This is a genomic window from Lentisphaera marina, from assembly GCF_028745505.1.
GTDB classification, from domain to species: domain Bacteria; phylum Verrucomicrobiota; class Lentisphaeria; order Lentisphaerales; family Lentisphaeraceae; genus Lentisphaera; species Lentisphaera marina.
Map to the genome: position 1 here is coordinate 1,185,755 of NZ_JAQZZL010000001.1, position 21,435 is coordinate 1,207,189.

Annotated in this window: 16 protein-coding genes and 1 pseudogene; 2 read left to right on the forward strand and 15 right to left on the reverse strand. The window is 40.0% G+C overall.

Translation table 11 applies throughout. The features are described 5' to 3' along the window. Positions 1-22: 22 nt before the first annotated feature. The 5 genes from eno to PQO01_RS04960 form a co-directional block, all read right to left on the reverse strand. Entirely contained in the window at positions 23-1,309 is a 1,287-nt protein-coding gene (eno, locus tag PQO01_RS04940) for a phosphopyruvate hydratase (protein ID WP_274312924.1), read from the reverse strand. Positions 1,310-1,523: 214 nt separating this feature from the next. After that, positions 1,524-2,993, reverse strand: a complete 1,470-nt coding sequence (locus PQO01_RS04945; protein ID WP_274312788.1) for an IS5 family transposase — start codon at positions 2,991-2,993, stop codon at positions 1,524-1,526. Positions 2,994-3,180: 187 nt separating this feature from the next. Beyond that, on the reverse strand, positions 3,181-4,734 hold the full coding sequence (locus tag PQO01_RS04950; RefSeq protein ID WP_274312925.1) for a sulfatase family protein: 1,554 nt from the start codon (positions 4,732-4,734) through the stop codon (positions 3,181-3,183). Between the two features lie 9 nt (positions 4,735-4,743). After that, positions 4,744-7,839: a beta-galactosidase, LacZ type gene (gene lacZ / locus PQO01_RS04955; protein WP_274312926.1), complete on the reverse strand. Its 3,096-nt coding sequence runs from the start codon at positions 7,837-7,839 to the stop codon at positions 4,744-4,746. A 200-nt stretch (positions 7,840-8,039) separates the two neighbouring features. Then, entirely contained in the window at positions 8,040-8,942 is a 903-nt protein-coding gene (locus PQO01_RS04960; RefSeq protein ID WP_274312927.1) for a glycoside hydrolase family 16 protein, read from the reverse strand. A gap of 170 nt (positions 8,943-9,112) precedes the next feature. Between PQO01_RS04960 and PQO01_RS04965 the strand changes: the two genes are divergently transcribed. Then, positions 9,113-9,694 (forward strand): RNA polymerase sigma factor, encoded by a 582-nt coding sequence (locus tag PQO01_RS04965; protein ID WP_274312928.1) that lies wholly within the window; start codon positions 9,113-9,115, stop codon positions 9,692-9,694. Here the strand turns inward: PQO01_RS04965 and PQO01_RS04970 are convergent. The 8 genes from PQO01_RS04970 to PQO01_RS05005 form a co-directional block, all read right to left on the reverse strand. Further along, positions 9,667-11,784 carry a protein kinase domain-containing protein gene (locus tag PQO01_RS04970; RefSeq protein ID WP_274312929.1) on the reverse strand — a complete coding sequence of 706 codons (2,118 nt, stop codon included), beginning with the start codon at positions 11,782-11,784 and terminating at the stop codon, positions 9,667-9,669. The two genes, PQO01_RS04965 and PQO01_RS04970, sit on opposite strands and share 28 nt — an antisense overlap. A gap of 140 nt (positions 11,785-11,924) precedes the next feature. Further along, complete coding sequence (locus PQO01_RS04975; protein WP_274312930.1) at positions 11,925-12,485, reverse strand: flavodoxin family protein; 561 nt, start codon at positions 12,483-12,485, stop codon at positions 11,925-11,927. Positions 12,486-12,745: 260 nt separating this feature from the next. Beyond that, the gene (locus PQO01_RS04980; protein ID WP_274312931.1) at positions 12,746-14,158 is read right to left on the reverse strand and encodes a sulfatase; all 1,413 of its coding nucleotides are present in this window, start codon (positions 14,156-14,158) and stop codon (positions 12,746-12,748) included. A gap of 11 nt (positions 14,159-14,169) precedes the next feature. Next, positions 14,170-15,501 carry a sulfatase family protein gene (locus PQO01_RS04985; RefSeq protein ID WP_274312932.1) on the reverse strand — a complete coding sequence of 444 codons (1,332 nt, stop codon included), beginning with the start codon at positions 15,499-15,501 and terminating at the stop codon, positions 14,170-14,172. Beyond that, positions 15,498-16,622 (reverse strand): endo-1,4-beta-xylanase, encoded by a 1,125-nt coding sequence (locus PQO01_RS04990; RefSeq protein WP_274312933.1) that lies wholly within the window; start codon positions 16,620-16,622, stop codon positions 15,498-15,500. The genes PQO01_RS04985 and PQO01_RS04990 overlap by 4 nt, the downstream gene beginning before the upstream one ends. Position 16,623: 1 nt before the next feature. Next, the gene (locus PQO01_RS04995; RefSeq protein WP_274312934.1) at positions 16,624-17,358 is read right to left on the reverse strand and encodes a type II secretion system protein; all 735 of its coding nucleotides are present in this window, start codon (positions 17,356-17,358) and stop codon (positions 16,624-16,626) included. After that, complete coding sequence (locus PQO01_RS05000) at positions 17,355-18,689, reverse strand: MFS transporter (protein ID WP_274312935.1); 1,335 nt, start codon at positions 18,687-18,689, stop codon at positions 17,355-17,357. The genes PQO01_RS04995 and PQO01_RS05000 overlap by 4 nt, the downstream gene beginning before the upstream one ends. A gap of 227 nt (positions 18,690-18,916) precedes the next feature. Continuing rightward, a complete protein-coding gene (locus PQO01_RS05005) occupies positions 18,917-19,177 on the reverse strand; it encodes a hypothetical protein (protein WP_274312936.1) in 261 nt (86 codons plus the stop codon). A gap of 342 nt (positions 19,178-19,519) precedes the next feature. Here PQO01_RS05005 and PQO01_RS21600 point away from each other — a divergent pair. Continuing rightward, positions 19,520-19,735 (forward strand): annotated as a pseudogene (locus tag PQO01_RS21600) (helix-turn-helix domain-containing protein); the annotation flags it as partial. A 1-nt stretch (position 19,736) separates the two neighbouring features. Here the strand turns inward: PQO01_RS21600 and PQO01_RS05010 are convergent. Together PQO01_RS05010 and PQO01_RS05015 are read right to left on the reverse strand one after the other, a co-directional pair. Next, complete coding sequence (locus tag PQO01_RS05010) at positions 19,737-20,978, reverse strand: hypothetical protein (RefSeq protein ID WP_274312937.1); 1,242 nt, start codon at positions 20,976-20,978, stop codon at positions 19,737-19,739. Positions 20,979-21,080: 102 nt separating this feature from the next. After that, entirely contained in the window at positions 21,081-21,254 is a 174-nt protein-coding gene (locus PQO01_RS05015; protein WP_274312938.1) for a hypothetical protein, read from the reverse strand. Positions 21,255-21,435: the final 181 nt, after the last annotated feature.

The window sequence follows — 21,435 nt, forward strand, 5'->3', positions numbered from 1 at the left end:
GTGGCTTGGTAGCTTTTAGCTATTAACCACCGTAAACTGCGAGCTCACCAAGTTCTTGCTCGATGCGAAGAAGTTGGTTGTACTTAGCAATACGGTCAGAGCGTGAAGCTGAACCAGTTTTGATTTGGCCTGCGTTAACAGCAACTGCGATGTCAGCAATTGTTGTGTCTTCAGTTTCACCAGAACGGTGAGAAACAACTGCAGTCCAACCATTACGGTTAGCCATAGAGATTGCATCAAGAGTCTCAGTGAGTGTACCGATTTGGTTCACTTTAATGAGGATAGAGTTAGCGCAATCAAGCTCAATACCTTTAGCGAGGTAATCAACGTTAGTCACGAAGAGGTCGTCACCAACGAGCTGACATTTGTCGCCAACGAGAGTGTTAAGCTCTTTCCAACCATCCCAGTCATTTTCGTCCATACCATCTTCGATTGAATCGATTGGGTATTTAGCAACGAGGTCAGCAAGGAAAGCTGCTTGTTCTTTAGAAGAGAGGATAGCTCCGCCTTCGCCTTCGAATTTTACGTAGTTGTACTGGCCATCTACGAAGAACTCAGAAGCAGCACAGTCAAGACCGATTGATACGTCAGCACCATCTTCTTTACGACCAGCTTTGTAGCCAGCAAGCTCAATAGCTTTGATAATTGATTCGAGTGCATCTTCAGTACCGTCGAGAGCTGGTGCAAAACCACCTTCGTCACCAACTGCAGTAGAAAGATTACGATCGTGAAGAACTTTTTTGAGGTTGTGGAAAACTTCCACACCCATGCGAAGACCTTCGCTGAAAGTTTTTGCACCGATAGGACGGATCATGAACTCTTGGAAAGCAATTGGAGCGTCAGAGTGTGAACCACCGTTAATGATGTTCATCATTGGTACAGGAAGTACTTTGGCGTTAGATCCACCGATGTAACGGTAAAGTGGGATTTGGAGGAAGTTAGCTGCAGCGTGTGCACAAGCAAGTGATACACCGAGGATTGCATTAGCACCAAGCTTTGACTTGTTAGGTGTGCCATCGAGGTCAATCATAGCTTTGTCGATAGCTGCTTGGTCAGTCACGTCGTAACCGATGAGCTCTTCAACGATGATTTCTTCAATATTTTCAACAGCTTTGAGAACGCCTTTTCCGAGGTAACGGCTTTTGTCGCCATCGCGAAGCTCGATAGCTTCGTGTTCTCCAGTTGATGCACCAGAAGGTACAGCAGCACGGCCAGCTGTTCCGTCTTCTAATATAACTTCTACTTCTACTGTAGGATTACCGCGTGAGTCGAGGATCTCGCGAGCAATAATGTCGATAATAGTTGACATAATTATTATTCCTTAATCTAGTTTTTGTGTTTAAAGCAGGCATATAATAGAGCTGATTTAAAAAATGTCGTGTTGATCAATCAGCTTAGCGTGTCTTAAAGGTTTTTTTCTTATTAAAATCAGTAATGATTTTAGATAAAAAGCCAAGGCTGATCTATCTAAATCAGCTTTGGCTTTTGTCCTGCATAGTTAAGTTTTTGGTTTATCTTAGGGCTTACTGAATTACTCGCCTTTTGAAATGCTCATTCTCGTTAATGAGACTTATAAAACAATAAACGTGCGCGAATAGCTGCTTATAATACTGGCCGAAAAGTGACAAAAAGGCTAAAGCCTTATCCAAGTTCATCACCATGAATACTAAAGCAATAAGTGTTTCGGATGAAGTCCTAGTTTTCGTAAAGATTCGATCGAGTTTATAGCGTCTTTTGGCTACACCAAAACAGCCCTCTACTTCATTTCTTATAGCTTCATCCTGGCGTTGTATTTCCTTTTGTTCTTCACGTAAAATCGCATCTTTGGGAGGTCTTCCAAGACTGGGTCCACTTATCCTTATTCCGTGTTTTTTACAATACGCTCGATTTTCTTTAGTTCGGTAGATTTTATCAGCATGTGCTGATTCGGGATAATAACCGAAACGCTCTTTATATTTTTCAACTTGTGAAATTAGTTCGGTTCCTTCATTATAAGAATCAAAACTAATCGTATCGACAAAGGTCCAGCCATCGACGACACTGATAGATATTTTAGCTCCGAACTCTGTATGAGCTCCAGCTTTCCCGCGAACAATGGGACGAATATGTGGTTGGTGAATACTTACAATGCGATCATCAACACTTGTTACTTTATTATCATACATGTATTGCTGTTGTTGATAAAGTGTCCCGATCACCAGTAGTTCGCGGTATAAACTAGGTTTCAATAGCCCCAGATCGGCATGCTTTTTGAGTTCATTTATACTAGCGAGGTTCCTCCTTACACAATGAAGTTGTCTATTAATCACTTCACGCCTTTTCTTTTTCGATACACGTTTTTTTAGGACAACACTTAAAAAGATTTTTCTGCCGTCTTCACGATAAGTCCGAGGCTTGACCTTATCTTCGGTATTAAAGCGATGACGCCAAAGAATATCGATGATTTCTTCAGTTTTTTCGCGGGCTTTGTTTAGTAAACCAAGATCTGTTGGATAGTGAATATCAGCAGGGACACAACTAGCGTCAACAATTAAAGCACCCTTATTTGACGGAGGATCATTGTCTGAATCCTTATCGGAGTCTTCTTCTTTTGGACGTGTTGTTTTATGTAATAAATCATCAATATCTTTAATATCCTGAGCTCCAAAACGCTTTCGAAAATGAGTCATCATACTCGGATCAAAAGGTGATTCCTGCTTATATCTTTCAAACCCCAAGAAATATTGAAGGTAGGGGTTTTCAGAAATCATTTCTACAGTTTCTTCATCAGTTAAACTCAGCTTTACTTGAATGATCAGGGAACCAAATGCAGTTCTTGCAGGTAGAGCTTTGGGCCCAGTATGGCTGGTGAAATTTAGTGCATAAATTTCTTCTACATCTTTCCATGGTATTGTTGCCGCTAGCTTGACCCAGCGATTATTGATATTGAGTGTTCCGTCTAGAAAATAAGGTAGATTGGCCATTTTGGGCTCTGTGCCCGTATTTTTATACATCTTATGCAAACCTAATGATTGTTTTGAGGGGTTTTGTTTGCATGTAATATAGCATAATTACCACTTATCTCATTGACTATAAGTAATATATGACTTAATAAGTGAGCCCTATCTTATGAACAAAGATTTCTTGGCCCTAATTTGCTGGCAGGCTATTGTGCTAATTGAGGTGCCTAAAGCATTGGACTTATTCAAAACCTAACTGAGCTTTGCCTGGAGTTTTGTTTTGTAAAAACTTACTTGGAGCTTCTTTTTTAAGTATGGCTAGCATAGCTTTTACTTTCTTAGGATGTTGCTTTGATAGATCAGTGGTTTCCCCTGGATCATCAGCAAGATTGAAGAGCAAACCAGGTGGGTGTACGGCTGTTTTGATCCATTCATCCAAACCACCGCGTTCGGTTACTGTGCCGGGAGGAATGAACTTCCAATCACCCATTCGCAGAGCGACTTGAGAAAGGGCTTCTTCGACTAAGTAATCACGTCCAGAATGATCTTTACCCATGAAAGCGTCCAGCATGTTTTTACCATCCGGGCTGGCATCTTTAGGTAATTCTTGACCAATTAGAGCTGCGATACTCGCAAAGATATCAACTTGGCTAACTAAAGCGGAAGAAGTTCCAGGCTCAATTTTTCCAGGCCATGAAACGATAAAGGGCATGCGAGTTCCCCCTTCCCAAAGGCTATACTTACCACCACGAAAAGGTCCGGCTGCTTTATGGGTGCCATTTTTAACTCTAGAACCCTCCCAGTAACCATCAAAGAGTACGGGGCCATTATCGCTAGATAAGATGATTAAAGTATTCTTATAGATCCCATTTTTTTGTAAGGTTTTGATGAGTTTACCTACAGTCCAGTCAAATTGGACAATGGCATCACCTCGCGGACCAAGAGAAGATGAACCCTGGAAACGTGGATGGGGGCGGCGTGGGACGTGATTATCGTGTGCGGCAAAGTACATAAAGAAGGATTGGTCTTTCGAGCTTTCAATAAATTCGATAGCTTTATTGAGGTAGGTGTCTGACATGTCTTCGTCTTTGAAACGTGCGGCATGACCACCTGTCATGGTGCCAATTCGACTTATGCCATTGACGATTGTTCCAGCATGCTGTTTATCTGCTTGTACCGTGAGTAAGTGTGGGTGACTGATACCAGTGGGCTCAGATCCGACGGGTTTAGCATAACTTACTTTTATGGGATCATTGGGATCAAGATCGACGACTTCGCTATTTTCGATATACACCGAAGGAACGCGGTCACCTGTAGCTGCCATGTAGAATGAATAATCAAAGCCGAGCTCACGTGGGGCAGGTTTGATATTGGAATTCCAATCAAATGATCCATCCGCGAGACCCAAACCCAAATGCCATTTACCGACTAGAGCAGTGTTATAACCCGCGGATTTCATATAGGAAGCGATATTAGCTTTGTTGGGGTCAATGATTAAGGGAGCATTGCCAGGAAGAATCTTGGCCGACTTGTTGCGGAAGGCGTATTCACCAGTAAGTAGCGAGTAGCGCGAGGGAGTACAAGTGGCGGCAGAGGCATAGCCAGAGCTGAAGCGTATACCGCTATTGGCCAAACGATCTATGAAGGGAGTTTCTACGCCACTGGCTCCGTAGCAACTTAAGTCGCCATAGCCAATATCATCAGCATAAATGATTAGCACATTAGGTTTTTCAGTGGCCATACCCATACTTGCTAAACAAGTAAGAGATAGGAACAGGGAGAGTTTTTTAAGCATATTAATTCCTTATTTAAGAGGGCTAATTATAAATTTATAAGAATATTTTTTCTTTGTGAGTTGATAAGGCTTAAGTGCAATTGAACCCCAGCTATCATTGCCTCCCACACCAAGTTGTGCATGGTCTAGGTTAATTAGTATATTTGTGCTTCTTTCAAGTTCAAATGAGTATTTAGCCTTCTCAATAGCTTCAGTTGAATAAAATTTAGCGCCACCACTAAGGAAGTTTGCATCGGCAATAAATTTGAGCCCTTGTCCTTTAGCGTTTGTAAAGCTCATCCATCGCATGTCAACTTTATTGCCGTTCTCTTGAGGACGACTATATTCGACCCACTGCTCGTCGACGGTAGAGTTATAAAGTCCTACTGGCTCGAGTTTACGATCGCTATAAGTGGCATTCGGACCACGGCCAAACCAAGAGATCTTGTCGTATTCACCTGGGATCTCTAGGGACATGCCAATGCGATGAGGTGCACCAATTTTTTTATTTGTTTGACTTAGGTCAAAATGATTGCTCAATTTAATTTGACCATTAGCTGCAATTGTATACTGACTTTGAACAGTAGTTTTTACTAGGGGGAAAAAGTATGTCGCATCAACTTGCACAAGGCCTGAAGAAAGCGTTTGAGCTTTGAAACTTTTCAGTTCTTGCTTCTTGGCAGCATTGCGCCAGATTTTTTTGAGTTTTCCGCTATTGGTAGGGATTTTATCGTTGTCAGTGAAGGCTCGCCAGAAATTAACTTTTAGACCTTCAGGCAAAAGTTCTTTGTTCTTGTGTTTGTAGCTATTTAATAAGCCTTTTTCTTTATTGAAATTAACTTCAAAGTTTTTACCTGTGATCACAAGTGATTTTGCGGAGTTCGCAAGTTTTAAGTCATTCTTAATTGGAAGAGTGAGAGCATTAGCTTTACCAGCGAGTTTGAATTGAGCCGTGGTAAGTACATGCCCCGCTTCAACTAGCTCGTTATAATTAGCAGTAGTTTTGAACTTGAGGTTGAGGAAGTACTCGGAGCCAGCATTAGGTTCTATTTTTGGAAGAGGCAGTCTGATTTTTTTCGTCTGATGAGGAGCAATTGCCAGGTCTTGAACTTTTCCAGAATGGATGATCTCGCCATTTTCTTCAATTGACCAATCAGCAGCTACGAGTTTGTCGAGTGAAGTGAAATCAAAACGGTTGAGGATTTCGACTTCGCCAGACTGAAGATGAGGTGCCGTAACTTTAATGTTGCTATAGACTGCTTTTACAGAAAAGAGACCCGGGTGTGGTGTCCAGTCAGAAGCGACTAAACCATTCATACAGAAGTTGCCATCATTGCTATAGGGATTTTCAAACCATCCACCATAAGCAAAGAAAGTTTCTTTGACGGGGCCAATGCCAATATTTTTTGCGAATTCCGCAGGTGTTTTTTGGCGAATACCCTGGTCCATCCAGTCCCAAATAAAACCACCCGTGTAGCGGTCGTTTTTATAAATATTGTCTTCCCAGTATTCTTTTAGATTACCATTACTATTCCCCATAGCATGGGAATATTCACAGAGGATAGAAGGGCGATCTTCGGGACCGATCCAATTTTGATCAGCGTACATGCGTGAGTAGAAATCGCTTGCAGGACTTTTGTACTTATGGCCACCCTCGTAGTGAACGGGTCGGTGAGGGTAGTTGGCTTTTAGCATATCATAGGCCGCCACAAAGTTTGGTCCGATACCTGATTCATTACCGAGTGACCAGATAACAATAGAAGGGTGGTTTTTGTCGCGCTCAGCCATGCGTTTAACACGATCTACAATAGCTTTTTCCCAGCTTGGGTCATTTGCCAGGATATTTTTGTTGCTAGTGGCGCCAAATTCATGCGTTTCAATGTTGGCTTCATCAATTACGTAGATGCCGTACTGATCGCATATGTCGTAGAACTCTGGGACATTGGGGTAATGACTCGTACGAACGGAATTGATATTATTTTCTTTGAAGAGTTTAATGTCTTTAAGCATGTCGTCACGATTAACGATTTGCCCCTTATCGGGGTGGTGTTCGTGGCGGTTAACTCCTTTGAGTTTGACTTTTTGACCATTAACTAAAAAGATGCCACCCTTGATTTCTATTTTACGAAAACCGACTTTGTGAGGAATGACTTGCAGTGTTTCGCCTGATTGGCTTTTTAAAGTGAGAAGGAGAGTGTAGAGGTTTGGGCTCTCAGCAGTCCATTTAGCAGGATTTTTTATAGTCTTATTGAATTTCACTGTCTTTGTAGCGGCTTGGCTTACTTTTGGAAAAACGGCTTTGCCATTTTTATCCAGTAATTCAATATCTAGGCTCGCACCCTCAGCTTTCTCGATGTCGACTTTGACTTGTAGTTCAGCATCTTGGTAATTGCTGTCTAAATCAGTGTTAATCGTAAAATCTTCTACATGTTGAGTCGAGATAGCCTTGAGGGTAACATCTTTGAAAATGCCAGATAAGCGCCAGAAATCTTGGTCTTCGAGAAAAGTACCATCTCCCCAGCGGTATACTTCAGCGGCGAGTGAGTTTTTACCTGGCTTGAGAAATTTTGAAATATTAAATTCGGCGGGCGTACGAGAGCCTTGTGAATAGCCAACATATTTTCCATTGATCCAAAGGTAAAAAGCCGAGTTCACTCCTGCGAATTCGATGTGAGTACTTTTTCCTTTGAAGTTATTTGGAACAGTGAATTGAGTTAAGTATGAGCTAACCGGGTTGTCATTGTTATCAATGTGAGGTGGGTTCTTGATGCTGAAGGGGTATTTGATATTGGTATAGAGTGGTTGCCCGTGTCCTTCAATTTGCCAGTTTGATGGTACGGGGATAGTGCCCCATTTACTGGCGTCGAAATCAGCCTGAAAGAAGTTTTCAGGTCGTTCTGCAGGATTCTTTGACCAATGAAACTTCCAATTGCCATTTAAAGACTTGGTGTTTTGTGTTTCTTGTTGATTCATTTGAACAGCATCATCACGCGTATTATAGACCGTGAAAGTGGCTTGAGGTGCTTCAGTATTAATTTGAATGATCTCTTGATTTTGCCAGTTTTCTAGGGCAAAAATCTGACTAGCTAAGCCAGTGAACATAAATATTTTTTTGTATGTACTCATAATATCCTTCTTATTATTCAATAAATTTTTTATATAGATACGCATAAAGTTTGTTTACTTAACAGTTTTGCTTCTTGTTTTTTAAACATATCCACTAGGTACTCTCCTAACAGTTAGGAGCTTTTTTCTATGGCTAAGAAAACTCTTGTCGAATTTAAAAGTGACGGAAACTTGTTAAAAATTTGCTGATAAAGAGATGTCTAATTCGAATTTTTTTGGTAAATACGAACGTAATCAATTTCAAAATGATTGGGGAAGCGTGTTTCACTCGGATCCCCGCCATTAGTGCCGCCGATGGCGAGATTTAATAGCAAATAATGTTTTTGTTGGAAAGGCTCTTTTGGTCCTCTAGAACTGTCTGGGTTGATTGCTTTTTGTAAGTCAATACTATTTAAAAGTTGATCATCCAAGTAAAGTTTAATAGAGTTCTTATTCCAATCCATTCTCCATACATGGAATTTTTGATCCCAGTTAGGATCCTTGAAATCTTGGTAAGGGGTTTTACTGCTATCCCATTTTGCTTTGTAGGCTTGCTTTGTGCCCCAGCAAGCATTGGCAAGAATCATGTCATTATAGTATTCCATGAGGTCGATTTCACCATTGGAAGGCCATTGTCCTTCAGTGCCTAGAAACCAGATAGCTGGCCAAAGTCCTTTGTCAGCTTTGAGACGTGCTCGGATTTCGAAACGGCCATATTTCCAACTTTGTTTAGAGGTGATACAGCTCGAGGTGTAGTAGATGTTTTTTCTTTTGTTTTGCCATTTTTTTGATTGAGCAATAAAATTTGGATTAAGTTTATTTTCTCGTCGAGCTTCGATAAAAAGAGAGCCGTCTTTACAAAAAGCATTAACTTCTTGATACCATTGTAGTTCGCGGTTGCGTTTAAAGCCTTTTTCAAATTCCCATTTCTCAGGATTGGGGCGCCCATTCTCGTTAAATTCTTCATGCCAAACGAGTCGGTAATCATTAGTAGCCTTAACTGCGATAGAATTGTCAGAGGTTACTGGAACTGTGTCTTTCTTAGAGTTTTCATCACTTTTTTGATTATGCTGGCAAGAGCAAATGAATAAAAGTAAACAAAAATGAGTTAAGATAATTTTCATGTGAGTCCTGTGGATTGTTGTTTAGGCTTCATTACTTCGCAAGAAATGGGAGTCTGACTCAGATAAATCATTTTGATGCTTTTGTTCATTAAATTAGTCGCTATCTATGGATCCTATTTGACGATGTTTTATTTGTGATGCTAAGTTAAAGAAAGTAGATGGAGACGAAAATGAGTTACAGAACCCGTTTAACATTGATGGAACGATTGAAAAACTCCGGAGATGAAAAGTCTTGGGATGAATTTAACGAGATCTATCGTCGTTTTATTTATAGTATTGTACGCTCTATGTACGTCGAGGCTCATTTAATTGATGATTTAATTCAAGATGTACTCTTGTCGGTATGGAAAGCCTTGCCTGGATTTGAATATGATCCAGAAAAAGGACGCTTCAGTTCTTGGCTGGCGACAATTACAATTAATCGAGTCAAAAGTACGCAATTAAAACGTCAGAGGCAGGGAGCGAGAGATCAAAAAGCATTCGAAAATGAAAAAGAGTTGGATGAAGGTGATCTGGAGCATTTAGTCAATCGTGAATGGGCGGCGTTTCTTACCAAAACTGCATGGCAGAATGTGTCTAAAGAACTTTCTCCTGTAATGAAAGACTGTTTTGAGGGGGTGATCGCCGGTAAAAAAGTACGTGATATAGGTAAAGAACTCGATATACCTGAAAATACCGTATCGATTTATAAAAAGCGTGTCTCAGTTATTATGCGGCGTGAAATTCACCGTTTGGAAGAAGAGCTCAATTGAATGATTTGCACCCCTTTTTTACTTAAGGCCTCTCTTAGTCCCGGGCTAAGTTGCTCATGGTGAGTACTAAGCTCTTTTAGAGCAGGGTAAGCGAGTAGCCTGTCCAAGTTTTTGATTTGGGTATTGGCGATATTGAGAGTATGAAGCACTGGTGCTGGCCATGCCCCTAAATCTCTTATATTAGTTTTTTTGATATTTAAAACTTCAACAGATGCTAAGGCTTCTTTGGTGAGACTACTGACTTTTGTATTATTAATATATAATTCTTTTACTTGGCAGTTCTCTAGATGCCACAATCCACTGACATAACTATAGCTGACGTCTAATTTGTTGATTTTGCTTTCTTTTAAAGGGGTCAAATTCCAAAGAGGAGTGTGGGCTAGGTTTAGGCTGTCAAAACTTTTTCCTTTTAAGGATGAAATATTATCGACTTTGGTGCCTTGGAGGTTCAAGGATTGAATGTCTAATCCACGTAAAAAATTATTGTTAATGAAGAAACTATTATTTTGTATGGAGAAGCTATTAGCCGAATACTCAAGATTAAGTCGTTTGATTTGTGAATTGCTAATGTGAATAATGTTCTTGAGCAATTCTAATTGGCCAGTTCCTTGAAACTCATGAAATAAAATTCGGCATTTCAATATTTTGACGGGAGAAGAATCCCCCTTATAACGCATGATTTTTTTGCTAAGTGAATCTTTGTGAGAGTTTTTTAGCATATAGTCATTCAACTTCAACTCCTCATCTGTTGAACGTATTTCTTGCCACAGACCCTGTGCTTTTTCATATTCAGCGTAGGCACAGTAGAGCTTGGCACGCATATTTTTTGCCTCGGTATTATTCGGATCAACTTTAAGGGCTAAATCACAGTACTCAATGGCTTTATCAAGTTCGTAAAAGTGCCAGTGCTCTTGGGCAATATTCAAATACCTAGGGGAAAGTGCGATAGAGAGTTGTTCGTTTTGTTTTTGTTCGTTTATAATTTGTTTGAGATAACTTTCGGCCTGTTCTTTAGCGAGGATAGCTTCTGATTTGGCGCTTAATGCACGACTGCGGCTTTCGGTGATATTCTTTATGTAAAATAAAGATGATAAGCAAAGTACCATCAATGAAGCGATGATTAAGAGACAGCTTTGGCGATTGCGCTTATAAAGCATTTTACAATGGTGCATAAAATTGGCTTCTTCAGCAGAAGGAATGAAATCATTTTGGAAGGCATCCAAGTCATCTAAAAGATCTCGCACAGTTTGATAGCGTTGATCTTTGTTCGCTTGAAGGCATTTAAGCATGATCGAACTTAAACCAGAACTGAGTCTTTGTTTATCAAATTCGGGGAGCTCAGCTAACTGAGTTTTTGCACAAATGCTTTTTAGATCATCGGCATGGAAAGGGGGTTTAATAAAAAACATTGAATAGAGCAAAGCTCCAAGGGAGAAAATATCGCTTCTTACATCAACTTTTTGATTACAGATTTGTTCGGGAGACATGAAACCAGGTGTACCACAAAAAGTATTATCGGCTGATAGAGTTTCTCGGGTAGAAATGAGGGGGTTATCTAAGGGGCTTTCGTGACTCTCAGTAAGGAATATTTCTGCGAGTCCCCAGTCAATGACCAAGACCTCACCATATTTGTCTAAATGGATGTTTTCGGGTTTGAGGTCTAAGTGAAGTACGCCTCTGGAGTGAGCGTAATTCATGGCTTCACAGATTTTTCGGAATAGAGGTAGTATATCGCGTTGGCTCTGTTGATGGCTACAAAGTTCAGATAAATTTGAGCCGCGCAATAATTTACAGACCAAGTAGGGATTGTCGCCAGCATTCATGTCGTAGGCGGGGAGGATATTGGGGTGCTGAAGGTAGGCCGTTATTCTGGCTTCTCTTAAAAAAAGCTCAATAATTTTCTTGTCATCTTTAAGGGGACGTGCGAAAGCTACTTCTCGGCCACTGAGATTGTCGCTAGCGCGATAAATGATTTTTGATCCACCACGGCCAATTTCTTCATGCTGAGTATAGCGTTCATCTGAATTGTCATGAGTTTCTTCGTGTAAAGAGTCGAAGAGATCATTCCATTTGGAGTGCTTATCTACCATGCGGGACCTTAGAGAGATTTAAAAAATTGTTATTGAATTAAACCCCTGAATTTTTTAATTCCAATAAAAATATTTTAGGCCTAAGATTTATGCCATTAAAAGTGGGTGACTGAGAATCAATATTTTTGCAAGAAAACTGCTTAACCCAAGTACTTAAAGCGGTCGTAATCTTGTTTGAGGGGGTGATGATGCTTGTTGCCGTGGTGAAGGGTGCTGACCCATTCGCTGAGTCGTCTTCCGAGGCGTCGGCAGGATTCTTTTACTTTTTCTTCGCGTGGTTCACCTGCACATATACTGCCATAATGGGGCGAAAATTGTTTGTCGACGTAATCAGTGACGCCAAAAGTGAGGAAACCATAATTCATTAAAATAGTTAATAGGGTCATACAGGTGAGTTCGTGACCACCTCCCCATGCTCCAGCGGAACTGAATGCGCAGCCAATTTTACCATCGTTTTTGCCCCAGCCTTCGGCAGGGAGTTTATCCCACCACATTTTCATTTGGTGGGAAACTGTTCCATAATTGGTGGGAGATCCTACAGCAATACCGTCGCACCAGTTCAAATCTTCGTAAGTTGCTTCATCTACAGAGAGGCAGCGAACATCAGCGCCATCAATTTGTTTTGCGCCTTCCGCAACTAATTGAGCCATTTTGCCAGTGTTGCCATCATTGCTATGGAAAAGTACGAGTATTTTTGACATGAGTTTTTCTCACATAATTTTTTAAAGAAATTTACACCATAACTCAGTATGAGATGAGTGTTAAGAACTGCCTACTATGTTGTTCTTAAGGGAATACATATTAGGTATTTAAAAGGACGTATTTAACTTGTTAAGTTTAATTCTAAATTATACCTTCGTTTATTATATATGATATAACAGATGTACTAAATATTTAGAAACTAAATGGGAGTGGCGGTTAGATTAAGTTTGATAGCAAATAGTTATTAAATTAAAGTCTATTATTTCCATGAATTTATGTGGCTTTGCAGTTTTGTGCTTAGCTTTTTCACAACTTCTGCATATTCTGGATTGCCAGCAATATTATAGTTCTCATTGGGATCACGTTGGTGATCGTAAAGCATTTTGGCTGATACGTTTCCGTTATTATTATTGCGCCATTCTGTGTAAAGGAAGCGGTCTGTATGGATGGAGTCACCAGCGTGGTACCTAGAAAAAACTTCACTTTTCCATTTTTTTCGAGGGTTTTTCAGTAGAGGTGCAAAACTTCTGCCTTCGAGGTGGGAAGGCTTATCAAAATTAGCGAGATCGCATAAAGATGGGTAGATATCAACAAATTCAACTAATGCTTTGCTAGGACCGGCGGCTTTTTGTCCGGCGGCGGAAACAATTAATGGAGTATTAAGAGAAGTCTCGAAATTTGCATGTTTACACCAAAGACCATGTTCACCTAACTGCCATCCATGATCACCCCAGAGTACGACGGTTGTGTTCTTCCTAAGATTGTTTTTGTCCAGATGATCGAGAATTCGTCCAATCATGGCATCGGTGAAACTTACACATGCATAATAACCGTGTTTGAGTTCCAGAGCTTTCTCATCAGGAACTGGACCAGTTTGAGGTATGTCATTATACATTTTACGAAGTTCATGCCATTCGTGTCTAGCCTCTCTTGGTGAATTTTTTGGCATTTCAGGATTAGAGGCCAGTTTAAAATCACTGCGCTTGTAATAATCCCAATATTTCTTAGGTGCTACAAATGGTAAGTGAGGCTTTGTAAAGCCGACAGCAAGGAACCAGGGTTTTTGCTTTTTTTCTGTTTTGTCGATATAATCAATTGCGGCATCCGCAAGTTGATGAGTGAAGTATTTTTCGTCTGGTTCATCAGCAGCTTCGCATGAAGCACCTAATGGTTGAAAATTATATTTTCCTCGACCTACCTGATTTTCAGGCAGATGATAATCTCGCATTGAAGGACTTGTGATTAAGGGGCTGTCTTTATGTGTCCATGAACTTAAGTAATCATCTCTTTCATGATAAACTTTGCCGATGCTGATTGTCGTGTAGCCGTTGTTTTTGAAGATGCCTGCCAAATCAGTTACACCACCGGATTCTTTATGCGCTCTCGCATTGTAACGAATAAAGCGATCTTTTGTGGGGCGGAGACCGGTCATAACACTTGCTCGAGATGCACCGCATACGGGTACATTGCAATAAGCTTTGGAAAACATCGTTCCCTGCGAGGCCAAGCGGTCAATGTTTGGGGAAATTACCTGCTTGTTCCCATAACAGCCAAGCTCTGGTCGCAAGTCATCGACAATGATAAATAAGAAATTATTTTTTTCAGAGGCAAAAAGGCTGAGGCTCATTATCCATATTAGAAATGCCATGTAAGATCGTAGATTTAACTTCATTTTAGGCTCCGTTATTTTTTTACTTTTGAATGGGCTTTGACGCTGAGTTCGGATTTCATTCCCAAATCATTTTGATTTTGCATCCATTGAGTCAGCTTAGTTTTTAGAGATTCTTTAATGTCATCGTATTGCGAATTTTGAGCTAGATTATTGAATTCCCATGGGTCCGTTTCTAAATCGTATAGCTCTTCAGCAGGACGCTTAAGGATAAGGTTATGGCGATGTGCCCAGAATTTGTCATTTTGGCCGATTTCCTCCCAGCTGGTCATCCAACCGCCACCATAGGGCTTATACTCGAGGTTGTGAGTGGTAATATTACTTGATATACCCTCGGAGTTTAAGTTGCGAATATATTTGAATTGTTTGTCGCGAACTGATCTAATGGGGAAGGGCATGCCTGCCATTATTCCTCTGTTGGTATGGGCTCCAAATATGAATTCACGATGATCTGATTCCTTAGATATTAGAGTTTTGAGAAAGCTTTTGCCATCGATATTCGATATAGCGTTTCCCGTAGATGCCTCATAAAGAGTTGGAAGAATATCAATAAGGTTTACCATAGCTTTGTTCTGGCTGCCGGATTTGATTTTACCAGGCCAGCGAATGATCATGGGTACTCGGAGACCTATTTCATATAGAGTCCATTTAGCTAGTTTACCAGCACCATGATCTGAGAGAAATATCGTAATAGTATTGTCAGCTTTGCCTGATTCCTGTAGGATTTTTAGGTAACTACCAAATGCTTTATCCATTATTTCAATGTCAGTGTAATAGCCTTCTCTAGTACTACGGGTTTCTGGAGTATCTGGTAAGTAGGGAGGGATGGGGATAGTTTTTGGATCAAAGCCACCACTTTTATGAGGCGCGTGGGGATCGTTGGAGGCAATTATTAAACAAAATGGTTGTGGACTATTTATTATTTTAGAAATTGCTTCTGCAGTTTCAGGTTCGCGATCCATTTTAAAAACGCTCATTGGTTTTATATGCCCTTTACCTGCAAGAACTACTTTGTAACCATGGGATCTAAAATACTGGCCAAAACTTTTCACTCCATTTGTCGCTGCACCATGATTCATGTGAGCACCGTTCCGATGGGGGTAAAGACCGGTGTAAAGCATACTTCTTGCAGGAGCGCACATTGCGGTTGAGGTGAAAGCTCTGTGGAATTTCATGCCCTCAGTGGCGAGCTTATCAATGTTTGGAGTTCGCACAATTTTATTGCCATAGCAACCTACATCAAATGTACTGTGGTCATCGGCAAGGAAGATGAGGATATTTGGTTTTTTAGCTGCTAAAGCGAAATGACTTAGAATAGTCAATGCAATGAATATATATTTGATCATTTAGTAACTCCTTTTGACTGGATTGAAGGGCTTTGAAGAATGCGAAAGTAGGCGGGCTTGGGATCATTGTTACGATCAAAAAGCAAGGGGTGATTTCTGCGATTGGCGATGGGCCATTGGTTTTTCCAGGTGAATTGATCATTGAGTCCCCAGAAGTTGACGCGATCGATTTTGTCGGCGTGCTTCAAGAAGATTCTGAAAATATTTGCGTAGCGTGCAGCGAGTTCCTCCTGTTTAGCTTTAGGCAGACCCTTGCGATAGGGATCCATACTCTGTTTGTAGCTATGGTTTTCGGTGATTTCAGCGCCGCCGCTAAAAGATTTTGGCATGGGTAATACATCGATATCTAATTCAGATATATGTATTTTTAAACCTCGCGATGAGATTTGGTTGATCAAGTTCTCGATAGATTTATCGGAGGGGTAGTCGAGTGCCCAATGAGCTTGGACTCCGATGGCATCGATGCGAATTCCCGCAGCTAAAAGCTGATCAACCATAGATACGATGCCCGTAAGTTTTTTCTTGTTGAAGACATTGAAGTCATTATAGATGAGCTTGGTTGAAGGTGGGAAAACTTCCTGGGCCATTTGAAAAGCCTGTAGGATCCAGTCGTCACCAAGGATTTTTTTCCAAGGTGTGTTTTTCACGGAGCCATCTTCATCGATAGCCTCATTAACTACATCCCATGATTGAATTTTATTGCCATAACGCTTGTGTAATGTGGTGAGATGAAAACGCATGCGTTTGAGCAATTCATCCTTGCTTACAGCTTCACCCTGATCATCTTTAAATAACCAATCAGGATTCTGGCTGTGCCAAAACAAGACATGTCCCACGACTTGCATATTATTTTTCTGGGCAAAATTGACGAGGGCATCGGCGAACTTAAAATCATAGACGCCTTTTTGTGGATTGATGGCCTCCCATTTCATGGCATTTTCCGCAACTAGGCTATTGAATTCTTTTTTTATAAGAGCTTCAAATTTTTCTGGGTGTTGAATAAGTTGTTCTTGGATATTTATGGCACTTCCGATACGAAATTTATCTTTAAAAGCTTCTTTGAGGGAACTTGCGGTTAAACAAAAACTTAAATTTAAAAGTAATAGAGTACGTATAAGCATTCTAATAATTTCCTTTCCAATAATCATTACCATAAGCTTCATACTTAGCAAAAGCACTCGATTCTCTTTGCCATGAAATATGACCATCGATAAATAAACTATTGCCGCCATTATCATGTCGAATACGATCAAATATATAAAATTCATTTAAATTAGAACTTGATAAATCATTACTAAAGCCCAAAACAGTTGTGCGTGCATCGGCGTTTAAAGTCGTGAGCGTAGGCTTGATAATAGTGTTTGGATCAGGGTAGGTGATATAGAGTTCTTTCCAATCTAAGGTGCCATCGTCAGCAAGAAAGAGGTTCATACCGTAACCATAAACATTATTTTTATCAGCGCCGTACAACATCTGATCAATATCCGCATTGTTACAGTGTAAGATATTGGTTTCAGCCATTGGGTTATTATTAACTTCAGTAGGTTTATTATAACCCCAATCTGGTTGGCCTATATAAGGACCTAGAGGTGTCCACCAACGAGCAGCAAAATTGTAGTTACCATCGAAAGAACTTTTCTTATCCCAAGGTGCGGGGTAAGTTCCCCAGTCATCATTATACATGGAAAAGGCAATGGACTGTTGTTTTAGGTTGGATTGACAGACTGCAGTCATGCCTTTTTGGCGCGCCTTGCCTAGACTGGGGAGTAAAAGAGATGCTAAGATCCCAATGATTGCGATAACAACTAAAAGTTCTATAAGGGTGAATCGTTGTTTAGTATTGTAAGTAGACTTCATGATTTATCCTCTTTAGATGAAAGTTCAGTGATAATCTTTTTGTAGAGTGGGCCATCTATTTTATAGAATAAAAGTACGATGAAACAGAGGGTGGAGTAAGCCGCTGGTACAATATTGAAGAGCCAGCGTATGGTTCTATCCGCACTTGCAGTGAGTACCGTATTGGCTTCATAGCCACTTAGAAACATAGCGTAAGCCGCCACGCTACCTGCTAATGCCATGGCAGATTTTTGCATAAAGGAGAAAAAGGCAAAAGGAATACCTTCTGAACGCTGACCCGTTTTCCAGTGGCCATACTCTACTGTATCGGGTAGCATGCCCCACTGAGCGATAGAGCAAAACATCATGGCAAATGAACTTATACCCGAGACCGCAAAAATAAGTGTGAGTTGATCATCGGGAATGAAATGACGTGATAAAGAGAAGATAGCGACTCCAAGACTGGCCCACATAAAAGTTTTGAGCTTGCCAAAACGTTTGGTGATAAAGGGGGTGACAAATGCACCTAACATATTGGCCGGAAGCATCACCATAAAGAAAGTAGATTGTAGATCGGCGTTACCCAAAACATATTTAAAATAATAGAGTGCCACTGCGTTGCCTGTAACCCACACTGCGGTATTAAGTAACATAGCACCTGCCAAAACGAGTAAGGCATCATTTTTGATGATGATGGGTATGATGTCCTTAAGATGATACTTTTCAGCGGGAACTTCGACGCGTTCTTTAGAGAAGAAGAATGAAGTCCACAAAAGGATGATAGAACTCGCTCCCAGTACACAAGCGGCGACAAAGAAGCCTTGTTGTTCAGTGGCAAAGAGATTGACGAAAGGTTTGACGCCAACGCCAATGATTCCGAGGGCAACTACCACAGCAAAAAACATTCGATAAGTAGAGATGACTGCACGCTCTTGTTGATCCTGGGTCATTACAGCACTTATGGAAGAATAGGGCAATGAGACAAGAGTAAAACAGATACCGTGGGTTATGTAGGTTACATAGGCGTAAATGACTTTGCCAGTATCGGAGAGTTCGGGGGTATAAAAACAGGCGAGTAGAATGAGATTGAGCGGAATCGCACCAAATAATATGTAGGGTCTAAAACGACCCCAACGAGATTTTGTATGATCAGCAATGAAGCCCATGATGGGGTCATTGACTGCATCCCAGATTCGAGCTATTAAAAAGAGTCCTGCCACATGAGCGGCTGAGATTCCAAAAACATCAGTATAAAAATAGGCGAGATAAAAGCCAATGAGTTGAAAGTTGAGGTTAATCCCCAAATCACCTAGGCTATAGCGAAATATATCTTTCTGTTTTAAAGCTAACATAGAACTCTCCTAATTAGAGGAAACTAAGGGTTGATAGAGCCGAATACTATTTTTTGTAGTGAAAGCAGTCCTTTTATTTGAGGCATCAAATTCGACGAGCGTGAATACATTTTTCCGCATGAATAATCCTTATGTTTAGTTATCTCAATTTTGATAAACATATAGCTATTCAAAAAGATCATCAATTATAATAAATGGTTGATTTATTAATCAAAATGAAACATCGATTAGGATTGACTTGCTAAATTATCTTCATCGTTTAGCAGGCTACTTCCCGTACAGAGTCCACGTATTGATTTCACAACAGGGTTAAAAAGCGTAAATAGAATTGCTGACGCGTACTCGAGGTAGTGTAATTTACGACGTGGATCATCTTCCGAGGAATGTCGAGGGTGATGCTTAAGTTCCTTCGTCACAGACTTTCGGAACTCGCCAAGTAAACACCAAGGCTTCAGGTCACGTTCTTCTATTTTATTTATCTTACTCATAGTCAAGAAGATAAGGCGGTATAACGATAATTAGAGTTATTGTTTATCACTATATATCAAGAAGTTACATCCGGAGTGACCTAGGTTGCCACAGGGTTGTATAGACCTATGTTTTGGTTTTGAAGCCAGCCGAAACCCTTGTTTAGGCAATATGGATAACTACGGCGCAATAGGAGGCTCGATAGGTTTTCTAATAAGAAAATCGCAAATTTTGACTCTCTTATCGCAGCGCTGAAAAATATTTTTTTTCTCTGTGACTGCTCAGATTAGAGCATTTTAGATGCCGAACACTTCTGTGAGTCAAGCCTTCAAAGGGTGATCCGTTAATTAAAAAAATTTCTAAAAACTACACCTCACCAATACATCAACGATATTCGCATTGATAAAGCCTGTGGATACCTACATCACTCAGAGTTAAATATAGAAGAAATTACCAGTATGACGGGCTTTCAAAACAGATATCACTTCTCTAGAGTTTTAAGAAATTTATTAAAGCATCACCTTCAAAATTTAAATAATCCATCAATGTTTATGGAGACGATCGATGAAATCAACTAAATCATTGCTTTAAAAAGTATTGATGATTCTGCCAGTTTAAGCCTTTTAATTTGTTTACCATTTCTTCATAAGGCGTGCCATCATCTCGGATAAGACCTTGTTTTAAAGTCCCACCTCCCTTATTTTTCTTAAACCGATCGATGTATTGACATCGGTTATAACCAATCATAAAAGGTAGTTTCATCGCCTCGAGATAACTGAGATGACTTTGAGAGGCAATCTCTTCATTTTCTACTGTTTTCCACATGATTTTTTTAAAATCTTTTGTCTTAAAACTAACAGCGTGATCACAAATGATAATCGGTTTTTTCATTTCTTTGTACAGTTGCTCAAATTTGGCATGATTAAAATGTTCTTCACTTGGTTGTACTGATATTACATCAATATACGGCAAAGCCTCTTTAATCACATCATAGACCAGCGACCTTCCTGCATAACGTTCACCAAAAATGAGTGAATTGGGATAAAGTTTTCTGGTAATAGGTCCAATATGAGAATAAACTTCTCTTGCGATCATCACTAAAAACTCCTGATCATTGGCGGCATCCCCCCTGTTTTTCAAGTACTTTTCATATTCTCTTTTGCCCGCACTCCCCTCTGGTAGACTCCGTATGGCATCTACCCAAGTACGGCCCGCCACCTTTTTCGTATCCTTCAAATCCCAACTAGGCATATCCGCCCAGTAAATCCCAATCATAAATGAATTTTCCCCATAATTTCTTTTCATCCTTTCAAGGATAGCTGTTGATTGTTTCTTCCACTCTGAACTAAAAACGTCTGGAAACTCAACTCCCTTTCCTCTCCAGTAACTTACCTTACCCGTTGGATAGGAACTGGCCATAAAGGGAATCCTGACTCTCGTACTTGAATCGTGATCATAGTTCAAGCTATTAAAACCCCAATCATTAAAATTTTTAAATATTTCATTATTTGCACAATCCATGCTTCCACTACAATGATGTTCCAGATAATCAACTTTTGAGTCCTGTTTACTGGTTACATTCATCGTGTGAGTCAATCCAATATTTAAGAAAGCATAACCATCAGGAGTGATTAAAAAAGACTTCCCCTTGTATTTATCCAAATAAAAGTATCCCTTTGCCTTCTTTTTAATATTTAGGTAACCACCATATTTATCAAAGCTCTTTGTTTTTGAAAAAAGTTGTTCATCAGTTGAATGAAGATTAATAGACATAAATATTACTAGTGCTATAATCGAAAATTTTTTATTTAAAGTTCCCATTTGACGTCCTTTTATTGTTTAGTTCAAGGGCATATATTTTATTATAAGACTAAGTGTTAAGTCTAGAAATAGCCGAGACTATCAAAGCTGTCTCTAAAACTGTCATTGCTTTTTTTTTAGATTTTTTTCTAAAGCCAGGTAGTGTGATTCTGCAATCTCTCTAAAGGCCACAGGTGAGAATAGGCGAGATAAAAGCCAATGAGTTGAAAGGTTAAGGTTAACCCCCAAATCACCTAGGCTATAGCGAAATATATCTTTTTGTTTTAAAGCTAACATAGAACTCTCCTAATTAGAGGGAACTAAGGGTTGATAGAGCCGAATACTATTTTTTGTAGTGAAAGCAGGCCCTTTATTTGAGGCATCAAATTCGACGAGCGTGAATACATTTTCCCGCATGAATAATCCTTATGTTTAGTTATCTCAATATTGATAAACATATAGCTATTCAAAAAGATCA